At 73.6% G+C, this 17,610-nt stretch carries 14 protein-coding genes; 9 read left to right on the top strand and 5 right to left on the bottom strand.

What is annotated here, in order from left to right:
* Window positions 1-42 precede the first annotated feature (42 nt).
* Window positions 43-3,537 (top strand): thiol reductant ABC exporter subunit CydC, encoded by a 3,495-nt coding sequence (cydC, locus tag GGQ69_RS07175; protein WP_183526460.1) that lies wholly within the window; start codon window positions 43-45, stop codon window positions 3,535-3,537.
* A gap of 45 nt (window positions 3,538-3,582) precedes the next feature.
* On the opposite strand, the gene GGQ69_RS07170 is transcribed toward cydC, so the two are convergent.
* A complete protein-coding gene (locus GGQ69_RS07170; RefSeq protein ID WP_183526457.1) occupies window positions 3,583-6,246 on the bottom strand; it encodes a DNA topoisomerase (ATP-hydrolyzing) subunit A in 2,664 nt (887 codons plus the stop codon).
* A gap of 76 nt (window positions 6,247-6,322) precedes the next feature.
* On the opposite strand from GGQ69_RS07170, the gene GGQ69_RS07165 reads away from it, so the two are divergent.
* The 3 genes from GGQ69_RS07165 to GGQ69_RS07155 all read left to right on the top strand — a co-directional run bounded on the left by GGQ69_RS07165 (window position 6,323) and on the right by GGQ69_RS07155 (window position 11,067).
* Window positions 6,323-9,046, top strand: a complete 2,724-nt coding sequence (locus GGQ69_RS07165; RefSeq protein WP_183526453.1) for a GNAT family N-acetyltransferase — start codon at window positions 6,323-6,325, stop codon at window positions 9,044-9,046.
* Between the two features lie 117 nt (window positions 9,047-9,163).
* Window positions 9,164-9,904 (top strand): DUF5998 family protein, encoded by a 741-nt coding sequence (locus tag GGQ69_RS07160; protein ID WP_183526450.1) that lies wholly within the window; start codon window positions 9,164-9,166, stop codon window positions 9,902-9,904.
* Window positions 9,901-11,067 (top strand): nucleotide pyrophosphatase/phosphodiesterase family protein, encoded by a 1,167-nt coding sequence (locus GGQ69_RS07155; protein WP_183526447.1) that lies wholly within the window; start codon window positions 9,901-9,903, stop codon window positions 11,065-11,067. The genes GGQ69_RS07160 and GGQ69_RS07155 overlap by 4 nt, the downstream gene beginning before the upstream one ends.
* Window positions 11,068-11,124: 57 nt before the next feature.
* Here the strand turns inward: GGQ69_RS07155 and sepH are convergent, their stop codons facing one another.
* Entirely contained in the window at window positions 11,125-12,405 is a 1,281-nt protein-coding gene (gene sepH, locus GGQ69_RS07150) for a septation protein SepH (RefSeq protein WP_183526444.1), read from the bottom strand.
* Window positions 12,406-12,783: 378 nt separating this feature from the next.
* Between sepH and GGQ69_RS07145 the strand changes: the two genes are divergently transcribed.
* The gene (locus tag GGQ69_RS07145) at window positions 12,784-13,083 is read left to right on the top strand and encodes a DUF4193 domain-containing protein (protein WP_010143324.1); all 300 of its coding nucleotides are present in this window, start codon (window positions 12,784-12,786) and stop codon (window positions 13,081-13,083) included.
* A gap of 104 nt (window positions 13,084-13,187) precedes the next feature.
* Here the strand turns inward: GGQ69_RS07145 and GGQ69_RS07140 are convergent, their stop codons facing one another.
* Window positions 13,188-13,709, bottom strand: a complete 522-nt coding sequence (locus GGQ69_RS07140) for a DUF3093 domain-containing protein (protein ID WP_183526441.1) — start codon at window positions 13,707-13,709, stop codon at window positions 13,188-13,190.
* A 65-nt stretch (window positions 13,710-13,774) separates the two neighbouring features.
* Between GGQ69_RS07140 and dut the strand changes: the two genes are divergently transcribed.
* The 4 genes from dut to GGQ69_RS07120 all read left to right on the top strand — a co-directional run bounded on the left by dut (window position 13,775) and on the right by GGQ69_RS07120 (window position 16,157).
* The gene (gene dut / locus GGQ69_RS07135; RefSeq protein WP_040385564.1) at window positions 13,775-14,254 is read left to right on the top strand and encodes a dUTP diphosphatase; all 480 of its coding nucleotides are present in this window, start codon (window positions 13,775-13,777) and stop codon (window positions 14,252-14,254) included.
* A gap of 127 nt (window positions 14,255-14,381) precedes the next feature.
* Window positions 14,382-15,104: a DUF3710 domain-containing protein gene (locus GGQ69_RS07130; protein ID WP_183526438.1), complete on the top strand. Its 723-nt coding sequence runs from the start codon at window positions 14,382-14,384 to the stop codon at window positions 15,102-15,104.
* Window positions 15,101-15,415, top strand: coding sequence for a hypothetical protein (locus GGQ69_RS07125; protein ID WP_183526434.1), 315 nt, complete (start codon window positions 15,101-15,103; stop codon window positions 15,413-15,415). Before GGQ69_RS07130 ends, GGQ69_RS07125 begins: the two co-directional genes overlap by 4 nt.
* The gene (locus GGQ69_RS07120) at window positions 15,408-16,157 is read left to right on the top strand and encodes a DUF3159 domain-containing protein (protein WP_183526431.1); all 750 of its coding nucleotides are present in this window, start codon (window positions 15,408-15,410) and stop codon (window positions 16,155-16,157) included. Before GGQ69_RS07125 ends, GGQ69_RS07120 begins: the two co-directional genes overlap by 8 nt.
* Here the strand turns inward: GGQ69_RS07120 and GGQ69_RS07115 are convergent.
* Window positions 16,133-16,867, bottom strand: coding sequence for a TrkA family potassium uptake protein (locus GGQ69_RS07115; protein WP_183526428.1), 735 nt, complete (start codon window positions 16,865-16,867; stop codon window positions 16,133-16,135). The two genes, GGQ69_RS07120 and GGQ69_RS07115, sit on opposite strands and share 25 nt — an antisense overlap.
* Window positions 16,864-17,574, bottom strand: coding sequence for a TrkA family potassium uptake protein (locus GGQ69_RS07110; protein WP_183528398.1), 711 nt, complete (start codon window positions 17,572-17,574; stop codon window positions 16,864-16,866). Before GGQ69_RS07110 ends, GGQ69_RS07115 begins: the two co-directional genes overlap by 4 nt.
* Window positions 17,575-17,610 lie beyond the last annotated feature (36 nt).

Below are 17,610 nucleotides of genomic sequence, written 5' to 3'. Positions count from 1 at the left end.
TCCGGGCGGCGCGCGCTCGCCGTCCTGGCGCTGCTCGCCGGCGTGAAGGCCGTCGGCTGGATCCTGCTGGCCGTCGGGCTGGCCCGCGGGGTCGCCCACCTGGCCGAGCTGCTGCCTGCCCCGGAGAGCGGCAATCTCGTGGGACTGCTGTTCCGCCCGGACCCGGCGTCCTTCGACCCGGCCGCCCACGGGCTCACCGCGGCCGCCGGAACCGGCGCCTTCACGGTCACGGTGGCCCTGGGCCTGGCCGGCGTGCTCGCGCGGGCCCTGGCGACCTGGGGCCAGCAGGTCTTCTCCCGCCGTGCCGCCCTGGGCGCCAAGGAGGAGCTGCGCCACGGGCTCGTCCGCCACCGCCTGGCGGCCGCCGGAGCGGAGGCCGGGCGGGCCGGGGAGGACTCCGTGCTGGCTGCCACCGGCCTGGACGGCCTGGACAAGTACTTCACGCAGTACCTGCCGGCACTGCTCACGGCCGCGGTGACGCCCCTCGCGCTCGGCGGGTGGATCCTCACCCATGACTGGGTGTCCGCCCTGGTGCTGGTCCTCACCATCCCGCTGATCCCGCTGTTCATGGTCCTGATCGGCCGGTATACCGAGGACCGGGTCCAGCAGGCCGCCGAGGGGCTCGACCGGCTCTCCCACCACCTGCTCGAGCTGGCCCGTGGCCTGCCCGTGCTGGTGGGCCTGCGCCGCGCCGGCACCCAGCGCGAGGCACTGGCCGGGGTGGCCGATCGATACCGGTCCACCACGATGACCACCCTGAGGACCGCGTTCATGTCCGGCTTCGCCCTCGAGCTGATCAGCACCCTGTCCGTGGCGCTGATCGCGGTGTTCATCGGGGTGCGGCTCGTCTACGGGCAGCTGGACCTCTACACGGGCCTGGTGGTGCTGATCCTCGCCCCGGAGGTGTACCTGCCGTTCCGGGACATCGGCTCCGCCCACCACGCCTCGGAGGACGGGGTGGAGGCGTTGCGCCGCGCCCGGGCGGAGGCGGACCGGCCGGTGCCGGCCTCGCTGGCGGACCGGGAGGCCCGCGGTGCGGCCGACGACGGGGACCGCGTGCGGGTCCGCGGGCTCGCCCTGGCCTACCGGGATCCCGACGGCGGGACGTTACCGGCCGTCGTCGACGGACTCGACCTCGACCTCGCCCCCGGAACCACCACCGTGCTGGGCGGCCCGAGCGGAACCGGCAAGACCACGGTGCTCACCGCCCTGGCCGGCGTGCTGCGCTCGGGTGAGGCCCACGCCACCGGAGTGACCGAGGGACTTCGGGGGCGGCCGGTGGCCTGGCTCGGTCAGCACCCGCAGTTCAGTGAGCCCACCGTCGGCGGGGAACTGGCCCTCTACGCGGAGGCCGCGGGGGAGCTGGGGGAGACCGGCCTCCTCGACGCGCTGGCCGCCTGCGGACTGCCCGGCCACGTGCGGCGCCACCCGGACGAGCTGAGCCCGGGGGAGCGGCGGCGGCTGGGGATGGCGCGGGTCCTGGTCCGCCTCATGGCCTCCCGCGCGGACCGGGCCTGGCTCGTGGTGCTGGACGAGCCGACCGCCCACCTGGACCCCGGGCACGCCGCCCGGATCCGCCAGGCGATCACGGACCTGGCCGCGGGCCGGCTGCCCGGCGGGCGCAGCGTCCCCGGGGCCCGGCCGCTGGTGCTCATCGCCTCCCACGACCGGGAACTGCACGACCGGGCGGACACCGTCCTCGGCGCGGACCGGGACCGGTCCGCGCGCGCCACTCCCACCGCCACCACCGCGAGCGCCACCGGCCGTCTCCCCGCCGCGGACGAGGACCCGGTGGCGGCCGGCCGGGGCCGGGATGCCCACGGCCCCGACCGCACGCCGGCCGCCGGGATCCGGGACCGGTGGGGCGGCCGGTGGCAGCGGTGGCGTCGGTGGCTGGCGATCCTGCCGCTGACCGAGCGGAGGTTCATCGGCGGGGTGCTGTGGGCCGCCGCCGCCACGCTGGCCGCCGCCCTGCTGTCCGGACTGTCCGGCTGGCTGATCGTGCAGGCCGCCTACCAGCCTCCCGTGCTCTACCTGCTCTCGGTGATCGTCATGGTCCGGTTCTTCGGGATCGGCCGCGCGCTGTTCCGCTATCTCGAGCGGCTCGACACGCACGATGCGGTCCTGGGCTGGGCCAACCGCCTGCGGCTGCGGCTCTGGGACACCCTCGGTTCCCATGCCGGCCAGTGGGGGAGGCTGACCCGTTCGGGCGGCACCCTGTCCGTGCTGGTGGCGGACGTCGACGAGCTGCGCGACGCCGTCCCGAGGGTCGTCGTGCCGATCCCCGCCGCCATCCTCAGCTGGCTCGTCACCCTCGTCATCGTGGTGCTGATGGCCCCCGCCGCCTGGTGGCCGGCCGCCGTCGCCGGGCTGGTGGGCTTCGTCGTGGTCCCGGTCGCGGTGGGCCTGGCGGACCGGCACACCACCCGGGCCCTGGCCGATCACCGGACGGGTCTGCTGCGCCGCACCTCCGCCCTGTTCACGGCGGCGGCCGACCTGGCCGGCAACGGGACCGCCGGACTGGCCGCGGACCGGTTCGCCGCCGCCGACCTCTGCGCCGACCGGCCCCTGAGGCGCAACGCGGTGGCGGCCGGCCTGGGACAGGGACTCGTCGTGCTGGTCTCCGGCTGGGCCGCCGTCCAGGCGATGGTCCTGTGCTTCACCCAGGGGGTGACGGCTCCGGTGACCGCCATGGTGGTGTTCCTGATGCTGGCCCTGGCCGAGCCGTTGGGCCTGTACAGCACCGCCTGCCAGGAGAGCGCCATCCTGCGCCGCCAGCTCGCCAAGACCGCGCCGCTGCTCGACGAGGAGGTGATGACGGACCCCGGTGCGGGCGTGGAGCTCCGCGCGGCGGCCGGCGCGCGGGACGGGGACGCCGTCGAGGGCATCCAGCTGTCCGGGCTCACCGTGCGGTACCCCGGCAGCGGGACGGACGTGTTCCGTGGGCTGGCCCTGCGGGCCCACCGCGGCGACTTCATGGTGGTGACCGGCCCGTCCGGGTCCGGGAAGTCGACCCTGCTGGCCGTGCTGCTCGGGTTCCTCCCGCCCCGGGAGGGCCGCTACGTGCTGGACGTGGCGGCAGCGCCGCGGCCCACGCCGCGGGCCACCGGGCAGGCCCTGGGAGCCGTGGCCTGGTGCCCCCAGGAGGCCTACCTCTTCGACTCCACCCTGGCCGCCAACCTCGCCCTGGCACGGGACCCCGCCGACCGGCCCGACGACGCCGAGCTCGAGCGGGTCCTGGACCTCGTCGGCCTGGGCCACTGGCTCCGTTCCGCCCCGGACGGCCTGCGGACCAGACTGGGCCCGTCCGGGCACTACCTCTCGGGAGGCCAGCGCCAGCGGGTCGCCGTGGCCCGCGCGCTGCTGGCCCGGGCCGACGTCGTGCTGCTGGACGAGCCGACCGCGCACCTGGGCGCCGACGAGGCCGCGGCGCTGGTGGCGGACCTGCGTCGTGCCCTGCGGGGGAAGACCACCGTGATGGTCACCCACGACGCCCGCTTCGCGGCGGCGGGGACGGCGGCCGTGCGCCTGGGGTGATCCGGTGTCCGGTGTCCCGCCACCCGGCTCCGGGGCCCTCGACCCTCAGTCCCCGGTGGTGACCCCGGAGTCGTCGGCGAAGGGCAGGGCGTCCTCGCGGGGCTGGACGGCCGGTCGGCCGGCGCCCGTGGCAACGGGCTCCGTCCCCGCCGCCGTCCCGGCCCGCTCCGGGGAGGCCCCGGCGCCGATCGCCTCGATCACCTGGTCCATGGCCAGTCCGGAGCCGTCGCGGGAACCGTACTCGGCCGGCAGGGCGCGCGCAACGCCCGTGGCGGTGGCCGCCACGGCGGGTCCGGCCCCGGCCCAGGCCAGCGCCAGTTCCGTCTCTCCCTTGAGCAACCGGTGTGCGCGCACGCCGCCCGTGGCCCTGCCCTTGGCGGGGTACTCGGCCAGCGGGGTGCGCTTGACCGAGCCGGCGACGGTGCCGGGCAGGGTCTGCTCGCCCTTCGTGACGGTCACGACGACGGCCCGTCCGGGCTCCGCGGCATCGTCGGCCGCCGCGGCGGCGGGGACGGCGGAGAACGCGATCACGGCGTCGCCCGCGGCGACCTTGATGCCGGCCATCCCCCCGGCGGTGCGGCCCTGCGGGCGGACCAGCGAGGCCGCGTAGCGCAGCAGCTGGCCGGTGCGGGTGATGAAGACCAACTGGTCGTCGTCGCCGGGCGCCGGCCCGGCCCCGACCACCTCGTCACCGTCCTTGAGCGTGATCGCCTCGAAGTCGTCCCGGTTCAGCGGCCAGTCGGGGTTCACCCGCTTGACCACGCCCTGGCTCGTGCCCAGGGCCAGCACGGTGTCCAGGGGCACCAGGGCCACGAGCGACTCCCCGCGCTGCAGGGTCAGGAAGTCCTTGACCTTGACCCCGGCGGTCAGGTTGGGGGTGGGCGAGGCATCCGGCAGCGACGGGATGTCCACCACCTGCACGCGCTGGATCCGGCCGCTGGAGGTAAGGGCGCCAATCTCCCCGCGGGCCGACGTCGCCACCACCGAGCGGTAGGCATCGTGGCGCTGGCGGCGGCCCCCCGGGACCAGCGGCGTGTCGTCCACCGTGCGGGCCAGCTGGCCGGCGGTGGTGAGCACCACGAGGCAGGGGGTGTCGGCCACCATCAGCGGGTCGGAACCGGGATTGCCGGGCAGCGCCGCCTGGGCGGTGCCCGCGCGCACGGCCCCGGCGGTGGGGGAGGGGGCGGCGATGTTCTCGGATTCCAGCAGGACGGTCCGGCGGTCGTCGCCGAACTCGTCGGCCACGTCCTGCAACTCTGCGGCGACCAGCGCGCGCAGCCGCTCGTCCGAGGCCAGGATGGCCTCGAGTTCCTCGATCGCCGCGCGCAGCTCGTCCTGCTCGGCCTCCAGCTCGATCCTGGAGTACTTCGTCAGTTGCCGCAGCCGCAGTTCCAGGATGTGATTGGCCTGGATCTCGGTGAGGTCGAAGACGCCCATGAGCCGGGTGCGCGCGGCCGCGGTGTCATCCGAGGAGCGGATGATCTGGATGACCTCGTCGATGTCCACGAGGGCCAGCAGCAGTCCCTCGACCAGGTGCAGGCGGTCCTTCTTCTTGCCCAGGCGGTGGGCCGTCCGCCGGCGCACCACGTCCAGCCGGTGCTCCACGTAGACCTGCAGCAGCTCCCGCAGGCCCAGGGTACGTGGCTGGCCCTCGACCAGGGCCACGTTGTTGATGCCGAAGGACTCCTCCATCGGCGTGGCCTTGTACAACTGGGCAAGCACGCCCTGGGGATTGAACCCGGACTTCAGCTCGATGACGAGCTTGAGGCCGTTCCGGCGGTCGGTGAGGTCCAGGACGTCCGAGATGCCGGTGAGCTTCTTGGCGTTGACCGCGTCCTTGATCTTCTCGATCACCTTCTCCGGTCCGACCCCGTAGGGCAGCTCGGTGACGACCAGTCCGGTCTTGCGCGGCGTCACCTGCTCGACGGACACCTTCGCCCGCATCTTGAACGAGCCGCGGCCGGAGGCGTACGCGTCCCGGATGCCGTCGAGCCCCACGATCCGGCCGCCCGAGGGCAGGTCGGGACCGGGCACGTGCCGCATCAGCTCCTCGAGGGTGGCCTCCGGGTGGGCGATCAGGTGCTGGGCGGCGGCCACCACCTCCCGGAGGTTGTGCGGGGCCATGTTGGTGGCCATCCCCACCGCGATCCCGGACGCGCCGTTGACCAGCAGGTTGGGGAAGGCGGCCGGCAGCACCGCCGGCTGGAGGAACTGGTTGTCGTAGTTCGGGACGAAGTCCACGACGTCCTCGTCGAGCGAGGCCGTCATCGCCAGGGCGGCCGGGGCCATCCGGGCCTCGGTGTAGCGCGGGGCGGCCGGGCCGTCGTCGAGCGAGCCGAAGTTCCCGTGGCCGTCCACCAGCGGCAGGCGCAGCGAGAACGGCTGGGCCAGGCGCACCATGGCGTCATAGATGGCCGAGTCGCCGTGCGGGTGCAGCTTGCCCATCACCTCGCCCACCACGCGGGCCGACTTCACGTGGCCCCGGTCCGGGCGCAGTCCCATCTGGCTCATCATGTACAGGATGCGTCGCTGCACCGGCTTCATCCCGTCCCGGGCGTCCGGCAGCGCCCGGGAGTAGATCACCGAGTACGCGTACTCCAGGAACGAGGTCTCCATCTCGGCGGAGACATCGATGTCGACGATGTTCTCCTGCTCGAGGGGGATGGCCTCGGAGGCCGGGGCAGAGGTCTTCTTGGGGGTTCGGGCCATGGGGTCTGCGGGTGTCCTTGTGGGGGATGGTCGTCGCGGCACAGCGTGCAGGACGGGAATTGTCTACTGTGATCCTATGGGCGAGACGTCGAGAACTCCCGAATATCCGTCCCACTGGGAAGCGGATGTCGTCCTGCGGGACGGCACCACGGCCCATCTGAGGCCGGTCACCCCGGATGACGCCTCCGGCCTGCTGCGCATGCACGAGGGCCAGTCGCAGAGCTCGATCTACCTGCGCTTCTTCACCTTCAAGTCCACCCTGTCCAAGAAGGAACTGGACCGGTTCACCCACGTGGACTACCGGGACCGGGTCGGCCTGGTGGTGCTGCGGGGCGAGGAGATCCTGGGCATCGGCCGCTACGATCGGCTGGACGACCCGCTCGAGGCCGAGGTCGCGTTCAACATCTCGGACGCGTCCCAGGGCAAGGGCATCGGGTCGATCCTCATGGAGCACCTCGCCGTGGCGGCGAGGGAGAACGGTATCCGCCGGTTCACCGCCGAGGTCCTGCCGGAGAACCGGAAGATGCTCTCCGTGTTCCAGGACTCGGGGTTCGAGGTCTCCCGCCGGTTCGACGACGGCGTGGTGGCGGTCGAGTTCTCGATCGACCCCACAGCCAAGGTCCGGGCGGTCATGGAGTCGCGAGAGCACCGCGCCGAGGCGCGATCACTGGCCGAGCTGCTGGCCCCCGAGTCCGTGGCCGTGATCGGCGCGAGCAGGCAGCAGGGATCGGTGGGCTTCTCGCTGCTGCAGAACATCATCGAGGGCGGATACACCGGCCCGGTCTACGGCATCAACCGCGAGGCCCTGGAACTGGCCGGGATGATCTCCCGGTCCACCCTGGCCGAGGTGCCCGGCCCCGTCGACCTGGCGGTGCTGGCGGTGCCCGTGGACGAGATCCCCGCGGTGGTCCGGGACTGTGCCCGGCACGGCGTCAAGGGCCTGCTGGTGGTCACCGCCGGGTACGCAGACGCCGGCCGCGACGGCCTGGTCCGGCAGCGGGAGCTGGTGCGCCATGCCCGGGCCAACGGCATGCGGGTGATCGGGCCCGCCTCCGCCGGGATCGTGAACACCTCCCCGGCCGTCTCGCTCAACGCCTCGGTCTCGCCGTTCCTGCCGGCGCGCGGTTCCGTGGGGCTGTTCTCCCAGTCGGCCGCGATCGGGGCCACCCTGTTCGCCGCGGCCCACCGTCGCGGCATCGGCCTGTCCTCCATGGTCTCCGCCGGCAACCGGGCCGACGTCTCCGGCAACGACGCGATGCAGTACTTCGAGGACGATCCGGCCACGGCCGCCGTCGGGGTCTACCTGGAGTCCTTCGGCAATCCGCGCAAGTTCTCCCGGATCACCCGGCGCCTGTCCCGGAGCAAGCCGGTGGTGGTGGCGCGCTCGGACGTGATGGGGCGGCGGCTGCCCCCCGGCCACGAGACCCGGACCACCCAGGCGCCGGCCGGGGCCGTGGACTCGATGCTGGAGCAGACCGGCGTCATCCAGGTGGACAACCACGACGACCTCATGGACCTCATGCAGACCGTGGCCTGCCAGCCCCTGCCGGCCGGCAACCGGGTCGGGGTGCTGGGCAACTCGCTGGCGCTGAACCGGGTGGTGACCGATGCCGCCGAGCGCCACGGGCTGACCGTGGCCGCGACCATGGACGTGCCCGGCATGGACGCCGAGCACCTGGTGGAGGATGCCGAACAGGCCCTGGGCGCGGCTGTCCGCGCGGCCGTGGACGGCGGCACCGTGGACGCCCTGCTCGTGGTCACCCAGGCGGGGATGCACCAGCAGTCCGGCGACGCGGACCGGTTGGCGTCCGTGGTCGAGGACGCGGCCCGGGGATCCGGCGTCCCCGTCCTGGTCTCCTTCACCGGCGTGCTGGACCCCGATTACCAGTCGGCCACCCTGCGCCGGTCCGCCCCCGCGACCGAGGACGGCGGTCTGCAGCGCGGGCTGCCGGTGTTCTCCTCCCCGGAGCAGGCCGCCCGGGTGCTGTCCCGACTGGTGCACTACCGCGACTGGCGCCAGGCCGAGGAGGGGGTGGCGGTGGAGCCGCAGGGCGTGGACCGGAACCGGGCCGAGACCCTGCTCGACGGCTGGACCGCGCGGGCCACCGGGACGGACCTCGTCCGGCTCTCCCCGGAGGAGTCGCGGGAACTGCTGGGCTGCTACGGCATCGAGGTCCTCGCCTCGGAGCGGTTCACCACCGAGGATGAGGCCGTGGCGGCAGCCGACCGGCTGGGCTGGCCGGTGGCGGTCAAGGCCGTCGACTCCTACCTTCGCCACCGGCTGGACCTGAGCGGGGTCCGGCTCAACATCGTGGATGCCGCCTCCCTGCGGCGCAACGTCGCCCAGATGCGCGGCATCCTCGAGCCCTACGGCAGCCCCAGCCTGGAGGTGCAGTCCATGGCCCCCTCGGGGCAGGCCTGCATCATCACCGCCCTGGAGGACCCGCTGCTGGGCCCGGTGGTGTCCTTCGGCATCGCCGGGGACGCCGTGGACCTGCTGGACGACTGGGTCCACCTCGTGCCCCCGCTGACCGACCAGGACCTGGAGCGGATGATCCGCGCACCACGCGCCGCGGCCAAGCTCTTCGGCTACGGGGGCCTTCCCGAGGTTGACACGGCCGCCCTGCAGGACCTGCTGGCGCGCATCGCGGCACTGAAGGACGACCACCCGCAGGTCGCCCGGGTCCGGTTCAACCCGGTGCTGGCCTCAGACCGCGGGATCACGGTGCTCTCCGCCGAGGTGGACGTGGCCAACGCGGCCCAGCGCACGGACTCCGCGCGCCGGGCCATGCGCGGCTGAACCGGCCGCGGTGGCCAGGACCGGAGGCCACCACCGGACAGGCGGCACCGGATACCGGGCACCGGCGCCCGCTGCGGGACACCGCCGGCACCGGGCGGGGCCGATAGCATGGACGGCATGACTCCACTGCGCAGGAACCCCGGCTCCGGCCAGCACCCGTCCGGGCACCATTCCTCGGGCGCCGCGGACAACTCCGGTGCGAATCCACCGGAGCCGCAGGACGCGCCGGGCCCGGTCCACCGCCCGGTCGCACCGGCGTCGGGCGCGGGCGGCGGGCCCTCCAGCCTCGGGGCCGACCTCGAGCGCGCCGGCTTCTACCCGGAGCTGGTGGCGGACGTCCTGGACTCCGTGCTGGACGGGCGCACCGTCACCAGCCACCTGGTGCACGTGGACACGCACTTCGACTACGACGAGATCCACCGGCACATCACGGTGCTCGCCCTGGCCGGGGACATCATGGCGGCCCTGCACCTGGACGACCACGCCCTGGACGACGCCGGCGAGCAGGTCATGGCCCAGGTGTCCACCGAGGTGGTCCCGCTGCGGCGTATCGACTCGGTGGTGGCCACCACGGTCCACCCCCAGCCCCAGGACTTCCGCCGCGGGGACCCGGTGGCCGAGGTCACCCTGTCCGTGACCTGGGCCGGGGGACAGCGGATCGACCTGGCCCCGGCGGCCTGCGCGGACCCCAACTGCGACGCCGACCACGGGTACACCGGCACCTCTGCGCGCGAGGACCTGGTGCTGCGGGTGGCCGCCGAGGCCGAGGGCCAGCGCGCCGTCGACGCCGCCCTGGCCTTCTACCGCGAACTGCGGCGCGCCACCGTCGATGCGGACCGGGAGCGGACCGGGCGGTGACGTCCACTCCACCGATCCCGTCCGGACCCCCGTACGCCGGCCGGTCGCTGGCCGGCGTCCTGACCTCGGCCGCCGCGGCCCTGGGCGCCCCCGGGTTCACCAACGCACTGCAGTTGCCGCGGACCCGCCGGGTCGCCGTCGTCATGGTCGACGGGCTCGGGAAGGCCCTGCTGAAGCGCTACGGCGGCCATGCGCCGTACCTGCGGTCCGTCCTGGAACGGGACTCCACCACCCTGCAGTCGGCGTTCCCCACCACCACCGCGGCCTCCCTGTCCAGCCTGGGCACCGGGCTGGAACCGGGACGGCACGGCCTGGTCGGCTACGACGTGCTCGACCCCGACCGGAACACCGTCATCAACCAGCTCGGCGGCTGGGACCCGCAGACCGATCCGCTGCGCTGGCAGCCTCAGGCCACGGTCTTCGAACGGCTCGCCGACACCGGGGTGGAACCGGTCACCGTGTCCCTGCCGGCCTTCGAGGGCTCCGCCCTGACCAGCGCGTCCCTGCGGGGGTCCCGCTTCGTCGGCGGGACCACGCTGCACGCCCGGTTCCAGCACGCCCGCGAGCAGCTGCACGGGGCGAAGGGGCCGGTGCTGCTGTACCTGTACCTGAACGAGCTCGACAAGGCCGGGCACCAGCACGGCACCGGGTCCGAGAAGTGGCTCTACGCGCTCGAGGAGATCGACGCCGCGGCCCGCCGGCTCAGCCAGGCCGTGCCGAAGGACACCGTCCTGGTGCTGACCGGGGACCACGGCATGGTGGACGTCCCGGAGCCCGGGCGGATCGACTACTCCGCGATGCCCGCCCTGGTCGACGGCGTCGAGCACACCGCCGGTGAACCCCGGTTCGTCCAGCTGCACTTCGCTCCCGACGCCGGCCCGGCCGTGCGGGAACGGACCACGTCCGCCTGGCAGGCCGCCTTCGGCGAGCACGCCTGGATCCTGACCCGCGACCAGGCCCTGCAGGCCGGCTGGTTCGGCGTCACCGAGGACCGGGTCACGCCGCGCATCGGCGAGTTGCTCGTCGCCGCGCACGGACCGGTGGCCCTGTACGACGGACGCCGCGCGGCCCCGGGGGCCTTCGAGATGGTGGGGCACCACGGCTCGCCCACCCGCGCCGAGCGCGAGGTGCCGCTGTTGATGCTGCACCGGCCCCTGCGCTAGACCGGCCCGCTGCTCAGGCCGGCCCCCTGCGCCGCCCGGCGCCGGCCGGCCGGGCCGTCAGTCGTTCTTGCGTCCGAAGACGATCTCGTCCCAGCTGGGCACCGACGGCCGGCGCGCCTTGACGGGCCTGGCCGACTTCGCGGGCTTGGCCTCGGGGGCCGGCGTGACCACCGGGGCCGCGGGCTTCTCCGGCTCCTCCTCGCCGAGCTCGATGGCCGTCTGGTCGGGATGCTCCTCGGTCGGCCCGTCGGCGTCCTGGCCGCCGTCCGCGTCCTCGTCCCGTCCGGTCGCGTCCCCGCCCCGGGTGCCGAAGCGCGGATCCTCTTCGTCGTCGTCGTCCCAGACCTCGACCCAGCCGTCCACGGCGGACTCGTCGGTACCCGCGTCCCGGCCGGTGCCGGACCCGGCCTCCTGGCCGGCGTCACCGGGGGCGGTGGCCACGGTGAGGCGGGGCCGCTGCGTCCCCTGGTGGGGCTGCTCGTCCCGGGTCAGCATCAGGGCGAGCTCGTCGTCACCCTCCTCGTCCACGCCCAGGCGCTGGCCGCGGCGTGCCCGCAGCACGTCCAGCAGCTCGTCCTGCGAGTCCTGGTCCACGGCGGGACGCGGTCCGTGGCTCGCGGGGGCCGGGGCGGGCGCGGGTCCGGCCTCGTCCTCCTCCACGTTGAAGGGGCGGTCCCCGACGGCGGAGAGCCGGCGGGTGCCGAAGGCACCGTCCAGCGGGTCCAGTTCCGAGAGCACCTGCGCCCAGCGGTTGCGGTTGTCGAGGTGCCGGCTGCTGGGACGGAAGGTCCACAGGGCCGGGGGCTGGTCGCCGATCGCGGACTCGGCGCCCTCGGTGGAGAAGTCCAGGCTGACGGTCCAGGTGCCGTCACCCATCCGCCAGGCGTCCCAGTGGGCCGTGCCGGCGTCCATGCCCAGCACGGCCAGCCGGTGGCGCACCATGTCGCCGAGCAGGGCGGGCTCCTCGCCGAAGGTGCCCCGGTAGAGGTCGTGTCCGGGCTGCGGCGCGGCGACCTCCACCTGACGCGCCTGCTGGGCGATCCAGTCGCGCTCGGCCAGCACCGGGCCCTCGTACTTGCGCACCCGCTCCAGGTCCACCCCGGACTCGGCGGCCACCTGCTCGGCGGTGGCCCCGGCGCGGATACGGGCCTGGATGTCCCGGGGCGTCACCACGCCCTCGGCGGCGTCGGCGGCCTGGGCGGAGGGACGGTGGATCGGACGGGTGACCGCGGCCCGCAGGGCGTCGGTCACCGGGAGGGAGAACTCCTCGCCGTCCTCGTTGCTCAGCAACAGGTGCCCGCCGTCCTCCTGGACACCAACGAGACGGAGCTCCTGCATGTTCGTCCTCCACGATCGGCTTGGGTCGGTCCGGGACGCCCCCGGCAACCGACGCGACGGGCGGATGGGACGGTCCCTCCCCGACTTTGCCACGATTCCGGTGGCCGCGCACGACGGTGCCACCGGTGTGGCGTGGATCCATCCGTCCAGATCACCACTGTACGCTCACGGCGATTTTGATTTGGCCACGCCGTAGGGAACAATCTCACCGACGTGCAGACCGTCAAGGGGTCGCCCAGGGCCCCGCGGGCCGGTGTCACGTGGCCGGTCAGACCGGTCTTCCGGCCGGTTCCCCAGCGGTCCCGGCGTCACCATCGCAACATCCCATCCACGGTCGGCCCCGCCGGCCACATCAGCGGAGCGTGAACACACCCCATCATGGCCACCGATTACGACGCGCCACGCAAGAACGAGGACGAGCTGTCCGAGAGCTCGATCGAGGAACTGAAGAACCGCCGCACGGACACCCAGTCCGCGGTGGTCGACGAGGACGAGGCCGAGGCCGCCGAGGGCTTCGAGCTGCCCGGCGCCGACCTGTCCGGCGAGGAACTGATGGTCCGGGTGCTGCCCGCCCAGGCCGATGAGTTCACCTGTGCCTCCTGCTTCCTGGTCCGCCACCGGTCCCAGGTCGCCAAGGAGAAGAACGGCATGCTCTACTGCACCGACTGCGAGGGCTGAGCGGCCCCGCTCACCCCGCAGCGGCATTCCGCGGCAGCCCCGAGGCACGCGACAGGCCGGCCAGGTCCTCCTGGCCGGCCTGAGTTGTCCGCGGGCACCGGTCGTCAGCGCGCGGCGTCGTCCGCGTCCCGCGCCATGGTCCCGCCGAGGACGGCCACGAGGCGCTCCGGGTTCCGGGTGCTCGTCAGCCAGTAGGGGGTCCGGTCCCTCTCGTCCGTGATCTGGATGCGCACGACGGGGTCGATCCAGCCGCGGATGCACATGAACGCCAGTCCGTGCAGGGCCGGGCCGCGCTGGTGGGTCGCGTCGTCCCCGCGGTAACCGGTGACCTCACCGACGTAGGCGCGCTCGATCCCCGCCCGGCCGACCTGCAGGGTCGTGCCGGTCACCACGATCCGCGGGGTCGACGCCCGCAGCAGGATGGCGATGACGATGAAGACGGCGACGGCGGCCGCCAGGCCGATCTCCAGCCCGATCGGGACGAACACCAGGATCGACAGCGCGGAGATCATCACCGCGATGAGCCAGATCCACACGGACGGGCGCAGTCGCTCCTCGTAGAGAACGGAGGAGTCGGCGGGGCGCGCGCCGGAGTCGGCCGGGGATGCGGAGGAGGATTCGTGCATGCCTCCAAGAATCCCACGTTTGGGGCGCGGAACCGTAAATTCCCCGGTCGGGTACAGTGGCGCCCGTGAATCAGCCAGCCGAGACCACGCACCCGCCTGCCCTCGACCGTCCGGTGGTGGCCCTGACGATGCTCGACGACGGCATCGAGCCCCCCTCCTACGCGATGCCCGGGGACGCCGGGGCGGACCTGCGCACCACGCAGGACGTGGAGCTGGCCCCGGGCGCCCGCGCCCTCGTGCCGACCGGGGTCGCGCTGGCGCTGCCGGAGGGCTTCGTGGGCCTGGTCCATCCGCGGTCCGGGCTCGCGGCCCGCCACGGCCTCAGCCTGGTCAACTCCCCGGGGACCATCGACGCGGGCTATCGCGGCGAGATCAAGGTGCCCCTGCTGAACACGGACCGTGCGGAGACGATCCGGTTGCGCCGTGGAGACCGGATCGCGCAGCTGGTCATCCAGCGCGTGGCCCAGGCCCAGTTCGTGGCGGTCGATGAACTTCCCGCCTCCCACCGGGGCGCGGCCGGGTTCGGGTCCACCGGCGGCTTCTGAGACCGCCGGTCAGGACCGTTCGCCGGTCCACCGCGACTGACCTAAGCTGGACAGGCCGCGTCCACGGGGTTGCCCGCTGGGCGCCGGGCCATGAGAGACGCGTGACGGAAGAGAGGCAGGCAGGGCGATGATCTTCGGCCGGAACCGGAACGTCAAGATCGAGACGGTGACCCTTCCGGAGGGACTCCAGGACGACCGGGGCCGGGAGCCGGGCGATTCCTCCCCGAGCGGTCCCTTCGACGTCTCCGAACGGCCCGCGCTGGACGGGTACATCGACCTCGGGTCGCTGCGCGTGCCCGTCGTGAAGGACCTGAAGGTCCGCCTGGACGTCGAGGAGTCCACGAGGCGGATCATCGGCGCCACCCTCACCCTCGGCCAGTCCTCCCTGCAGGCCCAGGCCTTCGCGGCGCCACGCTCCGGCGGGATCTGGGACGAGATCCGGGCCGAGATCGTCCAGTCGGTCACGGCCACGGAGAACTCCCAGGTGGGGGAGCGGCAGGGACCGTTCGGCACCGAGGTGCTGGCCCGGATCCCCGCGGCGATGCCCGACGGCAGTCCGGGATGGCGCGTCGCCCGGTTCGTCGGCGTGGACGGTCCCCGCTGGTTCCTGCGCGGCGTGATCGGCGGAGAGGCCGCCTTCAAGGAGGACTCGGCCGGCCCCATCGACGAGGTGTTCTCCCGGCTCGTGGTGCAGCGGGGGGACGATCCGCACCCGCCGCGGGAACTGCTGCCCCTGACGCCGCCGGAGAACCTCCGGCCGGTCCGCCGCGCCCAGCCGGACCCCGGGGGCCAGCCGGCTCCGGCCCAGCGGCCGCCGGAACGCGGCCCGGAGATTACGGAGGTCCGTTGATCGGTGGCACCGGAGCCGGGCCGTCCCATGGCACCGTGGTGCGCCGGGACGGCATGGTCGACAACGTCCGGCGTCCCGGCCGCGGCGCCCCGGCCCGTTTCGCCGCCGACCTCGTGACCCAGCCCGCCGGCCCCGGACAGGTGTCCGGGACCGGTGAACGGATCCGGCTCGTCTGGATCGGGCAGCGGTCCGTCCCCGGGATCGAGCCCGGCCGGTGGCTGCACGTCGAGGGCTTCCGGGCAGACCATGACGGCGTGCCCACCGTCTTCAACCCGCGCTACGAACTGCTGGCAGGTGCGCACCATGACTGATCCCCGACACCCGGACACCCCTGAGGAGGACGGCCGCCCGGCGGACCCGGTGGACGCGGCGCTGCGCCGGGTCGGCTCGATGGCCGCGACCACCGAGGACGGATCCCTGGACGTCCTGGCGACCATCGGCGGATGGAGGGGGCTGCTCGAGTCCGTGGTCCCCTCGGCGGTGTTCCTGGTGGCCTTCATCACCACCCAGCACCTCTGGGGTGCCGGCATCGCCGCCGTGGCCGTCGCCGCGGTCTTCAGCGTCGTCCGGCTCGCCCAGCGCCAGAGCCCGGTGCAGGCACTGGCCGGCCTCGCGGCCGTCGCCCTGTGCGTGGTGGTGGCCCTGAACACCGGGGAGGCCCGGGACTACTACCTCTGGGGCTTCCTCACCAATGCGGTCTACATCCTGGTGCTGACGGTGTCCGTACTGGTGCGCTGGCCGCTGCTCGGACTGGTCTTCGGCATCATCCGCGGCGAGGGCGTGGCCTGGCAGAAGGACCCACGACGCCGACGGCGCTACGCCCTGGCGACCTGGTTCCTGGTCACGGCCCTGGCCCTGCGACTGCTCGTTCAGGTGCCCCTGTACGCGGCCGAGCTGCTGACGGCGCTCGGCACGGCCCGGCTGGTGATGGGCCTGCCCCTGTATGCGCTCGCACTGTGGCTGGGCTGGCTGGTCTCCGCCCCGGCCGGCCGCTCACCGGCCGACGAGGACCGGCTGGAGCACCCGGGTCAGGGACCCTCGGCGCCGGCCTGATCGCGGGCGGCCCCGCGGCGGGGACGTCGGGCGGCCCGCGCCTGGCGCTCCTGTTCGGGGACCAGCAGGTCCCGCAGCCGGGCCTCCGACTCCTCGGTGGCGAGGAAGAACAGCTCGTCGGCCACCTCCAGCACGTCGTCGTCGCTCGGGGTGATGGGCCGGGTGTCCCGGATGATCGTCACCACGGAGACGTCCGCGGGCCAGGAGACCGAACCCAGCCGGCGCCCCTGCATCCAGTGACCGGCCGGGACGGTGAACTCCACCAGCGTGGTACGGCCCGAGCGCAGGGTCAGCAACCGCACCAGGTCCCCGGTCTCCACGGCCTCCTCGACCAGCGCGGTCATGATGCGGGGCGTGGACACCGCGACGTCGACGCCCCAGGACTCGTCGAAGAGCCAGTCGTTCTTGGGATTGTTCACCCGTGCCACGGTCCGGCCGACGCCGAACTCCGACTTGGCCAGCAGGGACACCACGAGGTTCGACTTGTCGTCACCGGTGGCGGCCACCAGGACGTCCGCCGTCTCCAGGTGGGCCTCCTTCAGCACGGCCAGTTCGCAGGCGTCACCCATCAGCCACTTCACCCCGCGCAGGCCCGAGCGGGTCACCACCTCCGGCTTCTGGTCCACCAGGAGCACCTCGTGCCCGTTCGCCAGCAGCTCGCGGCCGATGGACGACCCGACGGCGCCGGCACCGGCGATCACCACCTTCATGACCGCTCCCCGTCCTGGTCGTCCTGGACGTCCGGACCGGCCTCGAGGCCCGGCCCCGCGGCCAGGACCCGTTCGGCCTCGTCCTGTCCCGCGACGTCCATCACGGCGTGCAGGATGTCGCCCTGCTGGTAGAGGGTCTCGGGCCCCGGGACGATGCCCTCCCCGAATCGCGTGACGAAGGCGATCCGCACCCGCGCCCTCGACTCCAGCTCCGTCAGGGGCCGGCCGATCCAGGCCGGGGAGACATGGACCTCGGCCATGACGATGCGCCCGGAGGAATCGCGGAAGTCACCGGCCAGGTCGGTGTCCGGCAGGATGCGCCGCAGCACCTGGTCGGTGGACCAGCGCACGGCGGCCACGGTGGGGATGCCCAGTCGCTGGTAGATCTCGGCCCGGCCGGGATCGTAGATCCGGGCGACCACGTGCTCCACGCCGAAGGTCTCCCGGGCCACCCGGGCGGCGATGATGTTCGAGTTGTCCCCCGAGGACACGGCCGCGAAGGCGTAGGCGTCCTGGACCCGGGCCCGGGTCAGGGCGTCCCGGTCGAAGCCGACGCCGGTCACCCGCTGTCCGCCGAAGTGACGCCCGAGACGACGGAAGGCGTGCTCGTCCTGGTCCACGACGGCCACCGAGTGGCCCGCCCGCTCCAGGGTCAGGGCCAGGGAGGACCCCACGCGGCCACACCCCATGATCACGTAGTGGGCCATCCGGCCTCCCTCCTGCGTCAGGACGCCGCCCGAGCG

The sequence above is a fragment of the Micrococcus sp. TA1 genome (assembly GCF_014199555.1).
In the GTDB taxonomy this organism is placed as follows: Bacteria; Actinomycetota; Actinomycetes; order Actinomycetales; family Micrococcaceae; genus Citricoccus.
This window is presented reverse-complemented; position numbering and strand designations above follow the sequence as displayed.